We start from the raw sequence: 6,647 nt of genomic DNA on the forward strand, positions 1-6,647 counted from the left end.
GTGCTGCGTATCGTATCCCCAAGTGCTGCGTATCGTATCCCCAATTTTGAAGCTGGATGATGTAATTCAACTGGTTTCAAAAAATGGATATCAGTGTGAAGAATTGACCTAATAAAAGAAAACTCATGAAACAATCGTCAACTAATATAATTTTACCGTTTAGCAACTATCAAAAGTTGGTAATAGCCTTGTTGGCTTTACTTCAATTTACAATAGTGCTTGATTTTATGGTTCTCGCGCCTTTGGGTGATTACTTAATGAAATCACTTTCAATTACTCCAAAAGGTTTTGGAGTTGTGGTATCTTCTTATGCATTTAGTGCAGGTGCATCAGGGATACTTGCTGCTGGTTTTGCAGATAAATTCGATCGTAAAAAAATACTATTGTTTTTCTACGCAGGATTTATTGTTGGTACCCTATGCTGTGCCTTAGCAACAACATATTGGATGTTGTTAGGTGCCAGAATAATAACAGGATTATTTGGAGGTGTTATTGGCGCCATTTCAATGACCATCATGACCGATCTATTTGAGGTAAACCAGCGTGGCAGGGTGATGGGATTTGTGCAAATGGCATTTGCTGCCAGTCAGGTACTGGGTATTCCAATCGGCCTTTATTTTGCGAACTTATGGGGCTGGCATTCTTCCTTTTTAATGATCGTTGGTCTGGCAGTACTAATAGCTATAACCATTGTAATAAAGGTTAAACCTATAGATAAGCACCTTGCTCTACAGTCAGATAAAAGTGCCTTTTTGCATTTATGGCATGCAGTTTCAAATAAATCTTATCAAACAGGTTTTATCGCTACAGCCTTTTTAAGCGTTGGAGGTTTTATGCTTATGCCTTTTAGTAGCGCTTATCTGATTAATAACATAAATATAACTCCTCAACAATTGCCTATGGTATTTATGTTTACCGGTATTGCATCAATTATAATAATGCCATTAATAGGGAAGTTAAGCGATAAAATTGATAAATTTATGTTGTTTAGCGCGGGTTCCGCCCTGGCAGTAATAATGATACTAATTTATACAAATCTGGTACCTATACCACTTTGGCAAGTTGTATTAGTCAATATGGTACTGTTTATGGGGATAATGAGTAGGATGATTCCTGCAACTACCCTTACAATGAGTATCCCGGATATGAAAGATAGGGGGGCTTTTATGAGTGTTAACGCTTCGCTTCAGCAAATGGCGGGAGGTATCGCCGCTTTGTGTGCAGGGCTTATAGTTACCCAAAAAAATAGTACAAGCCCACTTGAAAATTATGGCATCTTAGGCATCGTTGTTTCAGTGATTATTGCTGTTTGCTGTATTTTCGTTTACAGGGTAAGTGTTATGGTAAAAAAGAAACAGGCTGATGTGATTCAGGATATCCCGAAAGAAGAACTTCAATTGTCAGAAGTCTAACTTAGTTACTTCTACATTCCAATCGCTTCCACTTTGTATGTTGTGTAGGGTGGCAAAGCTATCTTGATTTAAGGCAAATGAAAGTTGCAGTAAACTATTGAGGTAGCATAATGGTTTGCCCTTTGGTACATTGCCAAAGGTCTCGCTATATGGTGCCTCAGTTTCATACACTTTTTTGTCGTTATGGAAAATTGAAATTTTTAAGAGGTCACCGTATTTTAAATTGAACTTTTTTACAAGTTCAGCATCTATGTTGGTCCATATATTGCCGTATTGTACATCTAATATTGGAATGTTGCCCTTAAGCGTTTTGCCAATGATAATTGCTTTCTGATAAGGAATGCTTAGAACCTCTTTGGGCAATACTTTTCCAACTTCATTAAAAGAGATCACGCCTGATGCCAATCGGGCTGCAGTATATGCATATACGTCTCTTCCATGAAAAGTGTAAGATTTGCCTGAATCTTTTCGTCTGTTAACCGCTTCATCAATTTCCCTTATCTCTTCAATCCCTAGTTGCTCTGCCGTTAATGTTAAAGTTCCATTATCAGGGGTAACTATAAACTGACCGGTATTGGTTTTTAATACTACCGATTTTCTTTCAGTACCAACTCCGGGGTCTACAACAGAAACAAAAACTGTTCCTTTGGGATAGTAAGGTACAGTTTGCATGAGCCTATAAGAAGCTTCCCAGATATTATATGCAGGAATTTCGTGTGTGAGGTCGTAAAGCTTAAGTTCAGAAGATACGCCCATTGCAACTCCTTTCATAGCTGAAACGGCGCCATCCTTTAAACCAAAATCTGATTGAAACACAACAATTTTGCTTTGTGACAGACCTACATTTGAGATCATAAACATCAAAAGAGAGACGATTAAACGCAATTGATTTATGGTCATGGGACTTAACAATTAAATTTTACAAACTAACATTTATTAAGTTTTAAAATAAGACTATTTTATCTAATATTTGCCTGTGTTATTGAAACAAAGATATTAGACCATCCTATTGATAATAACACGGTAAATCAGACCTTAAAAGCACATCTTAAATATATGAGAATTAAAATTCTGTTAACTATTATTCTATTGTCCTCTGCTGTAACAAAAATTTATTCTCAGGAAATCGAAGGTAACCTCAATATTCACACTTTTGCAGATAATAGGGAGTATGCCAGATCTAATCGATTTTCTCAAACTATATTCGGATTAAGATTTTCTCCTGAACTGGGATTATTACTTGATAGTACCCACCGGATTAGAGTTGGGTTTAATGCATTGCATGAATTTGGTTCGCCTAAATTTACCAATAAAATAGATCCTGTTGTTTATTATCAGTTTACGCAACAAAACTGGAATTTTTATATGGGAATGTTTCCAAGACGAGATTTGCTTTCTGATTTCCCAAGAGCTGTTTTAAATGATACGCTAGGTTATTACCGACCAAATGTGGAAGGTATGTTACTTAAATATGAAAATGAAAATTGGAAACAGTTATTATTTATCGATTGGACAAGCCGTCAGACAGCAACCGACAGAGAGAATTTTATATTCGGATTATCAGGTCGTTATAAAAAAGACATGTTCTTTGTTTCTCATTATGCGATGATGCTACATAACGCAGGCCCTGCGATAGATATTCCGGGTGACCATATCGAAGACAACGGAGCACTCGCAGTTAAAGTGGGTTTAGATTTTAGTGGCAGGACATTTTTAGACTCATTAACTTTTAATACAGGTGGTTTGATGTCATTTGAGCGTGAGCGTAGTGTGGGAGGCTGGAAAACACCAAAAGGATTGTTATTGGAAATGGCTGCAGAGTACCACAGATTTGGTGTTACCAATTCATTCTATAAAGGCGACGGCCATCACATCATGGATGGAGATCAATTCTATACGGCCAAAACATATAATAGGTTGGATCTGAGCTGGCGACCAAAAATATATAAAGGAATTGAAGGTAAGTTTACTTTATCCTTTCACTTCCTTGATGGGGTAATTGATAGCCAGCAAGCTTTTGCTATCCGATATAACATCTTCGGAAGTAAGGCTTTGAGGAAAAGCTCATCAAACTAACACCTGTTTGCAAAAAATGAGATTCCGTTAACAGACTTTATTTGCAACTATGTTGCATTGTTGATTATTGTATTTAGTTTTGTTGCTATAAAAGCAATACAGTTTTTTATACATAAATAAACAATGATGGAAGACTCTAAAAGATTTGATGTAATCATAATCGGGGGAAGTTATGCCGGACTTTCAGCTGCTATGGCACTCGGACGTTCGCTAAAAAAGGTTTTAATTATAGATAGCGGAAAACCATGCAATAAGCAAACCCCTCATTCACATAATTTCATTACTCAGGATGGACTGCCTCCTGAACAAATAGCCGCTGCAGCGAAAGATCAGGTTTTAAAGTATAGCACAGTAACTATTCATGAAGATTTTGCAATTGGGGCCGCAAAAGCAGAAGATGATTTTATAATAAGTACACAAAGCGGAGAATCATTTGCTGCAAGCAAATTACTCTTTGCTACCGGTATTAGTGATCAGATGCTTGATATAAAAGGATTTGCAGAATGTTGGGGTATTTCTGTTCTGCATTGTCCATATTGTCATGGTTATGAAGTAAAACATCAACCAATGGGTGTTATTGCCAATGGTGATTTGGGCTTTGAATTCTCCAGGCTAATTTATAATTGGAGTAAAAACCTGGTTTTGCTTACAAATGGACAATCTACTCTTAGTCTGGAACAAACAGAGAGGATTAAACATCACGGTATTGAAATTATAGAAAAAGAGATTGTAGAAATTGAACACAATCAGGGCTATATTACAAATGTTGTTTTTAAAGATGGAAGCAAACAAAAGTTATCAGCGGTTTTTGCCAAAGTGGGATTTAACCAACACTCAACATTGCCTGAGCAACTTGGGTGCAACATCAATGAACAAGGCTTTATTAGTGTTGATGATTTTCAGAGAACAACAATCTCCGGAATTTATGCTGCAGGAGATAATACCACAATGTTTCGTGCAGTATCTGCTGCAACGGCAGCGGGTACAAAAGCAGGCGCAATGATAAATAAAGAACTTATAGAAGAGGCTTTTAGTTAAATAAATGTGTGTTAGATGTAAAAGTCTATTAATACACTAGACTATTAATGATTATTCTTACTTTTGCAGCGAACTTAGTTTTATATACATAGCTAAGTCCAAAACTGCAATAAGTTTAATGATTGAATTAAAAAATATAACTAAAAAGTTTCATCAGAAAAACAGGGAAATTATTGCCCTGTCAAAGGTGTCACTAAAAGTTCCTAAGGGAAAGATATTCGGTGTAATTGGGGCTTCAGGAGCTGGTAAGAGTACATTAATCCGTTGCGTTAATTTATTGGAGAGACCAACTTCAGGAGAAGTAATTGTTGATGGACAAAATCTGATGGACTTATCCCCAGCAGATCTGGCTAAAGAGAGAAGACAAATTGGAATGATCTTTCAACATTTTAATCTTCTGTCTTCCAGAACTGTTTCAGAGAATATAGCTTTCCCGCTGGAGTTGGATAAAATGCCTAAGCAGGAGATCAGTAATAGAGTAGCTGAGCTGCTTGCACTGGTTGGGCATGAGGCTACCAGTGCGCTTGATCCCGCCACAACAAAATCTATTCTCAACTTATTAAAAGATATTAACAAACGCCTGAATATTACCATTTTACTGATCACACATGAAATGGATGTTGTAAAAAACATCTGTGATCAGGTTGCTGTAATTAGCGGGGGAGAGCTTATTGAGCAAGGGTCTGTCAGTGAGATTTTTGCGCATCCCCAAATGGATGTTACTAAGGAGTTTATAGCCTCTTCTTTAAAAATCAATATCCCGTTAGAATATTTGGAAAGGTTAAGCAGTAATAAAGAAGCAGAGAAAAAACCACTGTTAAAATTGGAATTTACAGGGCAATCTGCCGATGATCCTGTCTTGTCTGAAGTAAGTCGCTTATTTCAGCTAGACAATAACATTATTTATGCGCAAATTGAATATGCCGGTGGAGTTAAATTTGGTGCAATGGTAATTGAGGTTTCGGGTACTGAAGAGAACCACCAAAAGGCAATAGAATTTTATAATCAAAAACAGATAAGAGTGGAGGTATTGGGATATGTCTGAGTCAATGATTTTACTTCTTTTTAAAGGAGCCTGGGAAACAATCATCATGACTTTTGTGTCCGGTTTTTTTGGATTTGTTATTGGCTTGCCAACAGGTGTACTGTTGTTTATGACCCGCAAGGGACAAGTGTTAGAGAACAGAGGACTTAATAATACCGTGTCGGTTATTGTTAACATCTTTAGATCTATTCCTTTCATTATACTAATTGTTTGGATGATACCCTTTACAAGGATGCTTGTTGGTACCTCTATTGGCGTAGAAGCTGCATTGGTTCCCTTGAGCATTGGTGCGGCACCATTTATTGCCCGCATGGTAGAAAATAGCCTGATCGAGGTTCCTCATGGTTTGGTAGAGGCCGCAAGGGCAATGGGAGCAACACCATTTCAAATTGTTTACAAGGTCCTGCTTCCAGAAGCGCTTCCATCTTTAATCAATACCGCTTCAATTACTTTAATCACTCTTGTCGGTTATTCTGCAATGGGAGGAGCTGTAGGTGCAGGTGGACTAGGCCAGATAGGGTATCAGTATGGATATGTAGGATACGATGTAACTGTAATGAATACGGTACTCGTTTCACTTGTAGCCCTTGTATTCTTTATACAGTTTACTGGCGATTTTATAGCCAAAAAAGTAGATCATAGAAAATAACTTATTAAAAATGCGTATGAAAATAGAAATTAAAGCCCTTGCAATAGTTACAATTATAGCTTCTGTTGGTTTATTCGGCTGCGGAGGCAATTCTAAAAAGAACACTCCCAATCACATTAAAGTTGGAGTTGAATCGGGCCCGGAATATACAATAGCTCAGGTTGCTCAAAAGGTAGCTAAAGAAAAATACGGATTAGACGTAGAGCTGGTACAATTTAATGATTATGTGATGCCCAACGAAGCGCTTCATCAGGGAGATATTGATGCGAATGCATTTCAAAATAAACCTTATTTAGATGTGCAGGCCAAGCAGCGGGGTTATAACTTTGCAATTGTTGGTAATACATTTGTTTATCCACTAGCGGGTTATTCGAAAAAGATTAAAAAAATTGAAGAGCTTAAAGACGGTAGCACCATTATTATACCC

General features: G+C 37.2%; 7 protein-coding genes. 6 read left to right on the forward strand and 1 reads right to left on the reverse strand.

Annotated elements, in window-relative coordinates:
• The first annotated feature begins 125 nt into the window (after nt 1–125).
• Nucleotides 126–1,412, forward strand: coding sequence for an MFS transporter (locus AC1DDX_RS23165; protein WP_288880375.1), 1,287 nt, complete (start codon nt 126–128; stop codon nt 1,410–1,412).
• Here the strand turns inward: AC1DDX_RS23165 and AC1DDX_RS23170 are convergent.
• Nucleotides 1,401–2,312, reverse strand: coding sequence for an SAM hydrolase/SAM-dependent halogenase family protein (locus tag AC1DDX_RS23170; protein WP_337715049.1), 912 nt, complete (start codon nt 2,310–2,312; stop codon nt 1,401–1,403). The two genes, AC1DDX_RS23165 and AC1DDX_RS23170, sit on opposite strands and share 12 nt — an antisense overlap.
• Nucleotides 2,313–2,468: 156 nt before the next feature.
• Here AC1DDX_RS23170 and AC1DDX_RS23175 point away from each other — a divergent pair, with 156 nt between their 5' ends.
• The 5 genes from AC1DDX_RS23175 to AC1DDX_RS23195 all read left to right on the forward strand — a co-directional run.
• Entirely contained in the window at nt 2,469–3,488 is a 1,020-nt protein-coding gene (locus tag AC1DDX_RS23175; RefSeq protein WP_288880370.1) for a hypothetical protein, read from the forward strand.
• 123 nt (nt 3,489–3,611) lie between these two features.
• Complete coding sequence (locus AC1DDX_RS23180; protein ID WP_337715047.1) at nt 3,612–4,526, forward strand: NAD(P)/FAD-dependent oxidoreductase; 915 nt, start codon at nt 3,612–3,614, stop codon at nt 4,524–4,526.
• 118 nt (nt 4,527–4,644) lie between these two features.
• Nucleotides 4,645–5,571 (forward strand): methionine ABC transporter ATP-binding protein, encoded by a 927-nt coding sequence (locus AC1DDX_RS23185; RefSeq protein WP_477622668.1) that lies wholly within the window; start codon nt 4,645–4,647, stop codon nt 5,569–5,571.
• Nucleotides 5,564–6,220 carry a methionine ABC transporter permease MetI gene (locus tag AC1DDX_RS23190; RefSeq protein ID WP_172663684.1) on the forward strand — a complete coding sequence of 219 codons (657 nt, stop codon included), beginning with the start codon at nt 5,564–5,566 and terminating at the stop codon, nt 6,218–6,220. Before AC1DDX_RS23185 ends, AC1DDX_RS23190 begins: the two co-directional genes overlap by 8 nt.
• 16 nt (nt 6,221–6,236) lie before the next feature.
• The coding region (locus AC1DDX_RS23195) for a MetQ/NlpA family ABC transporter substrate-binding protein (protein ID WP_477622669.1) at nt 6,237–6,647 on the forward strand (411 nt) is incomplete at its 3' end.

It is taken from the genome of Pedobacter sp. 10L46_2, from assembly GCF_056395165.1.

Coding starts and splice junctions, on each gene's coding strand:
- AC1DDX_RS23165 (WP_288880375.1), top strand. CDS start 126: ATGAAACAATCGTCAACTAATATAATTTTACCGTTTAGCAACTATCAA.
- AC1DDX_RS23170 (WP_337715049.1), bottom strand. CDS start 2,312: ATGACCATAAATCAATTGCGTTTAATCGTCTCTCTTTTGATGTTTATG.
- AC1DDX_RS23175 (WP_288880370.1), top strand. CDS start 2,469: ATGAGAATTAAAATTCTGTTAACTATTATTCTATTGTCCTCTGCTGTA.
- AC1DDX_RS23180 (WP_337715047.1), top strand. CDS start 3,612: ATGATGGAAGACTCTAAAAGATTTGATGTAATCATAATCGGGGGAAGT.
- AC1DDX_RS23185 (WP_477622668.1), top strand. CDS start 4,645: ATGATTGAATTAAAAAATATAACTAAAAAGTTTCATCAGAAAAACAGG.
- AC1DDX_RS23190 (WP_172663684.1), top strand. CDS start 5,564: ATGTCTGAGTCAATGATTTTACTTCTTTTTAAAGGAGCCTGGGAAACA.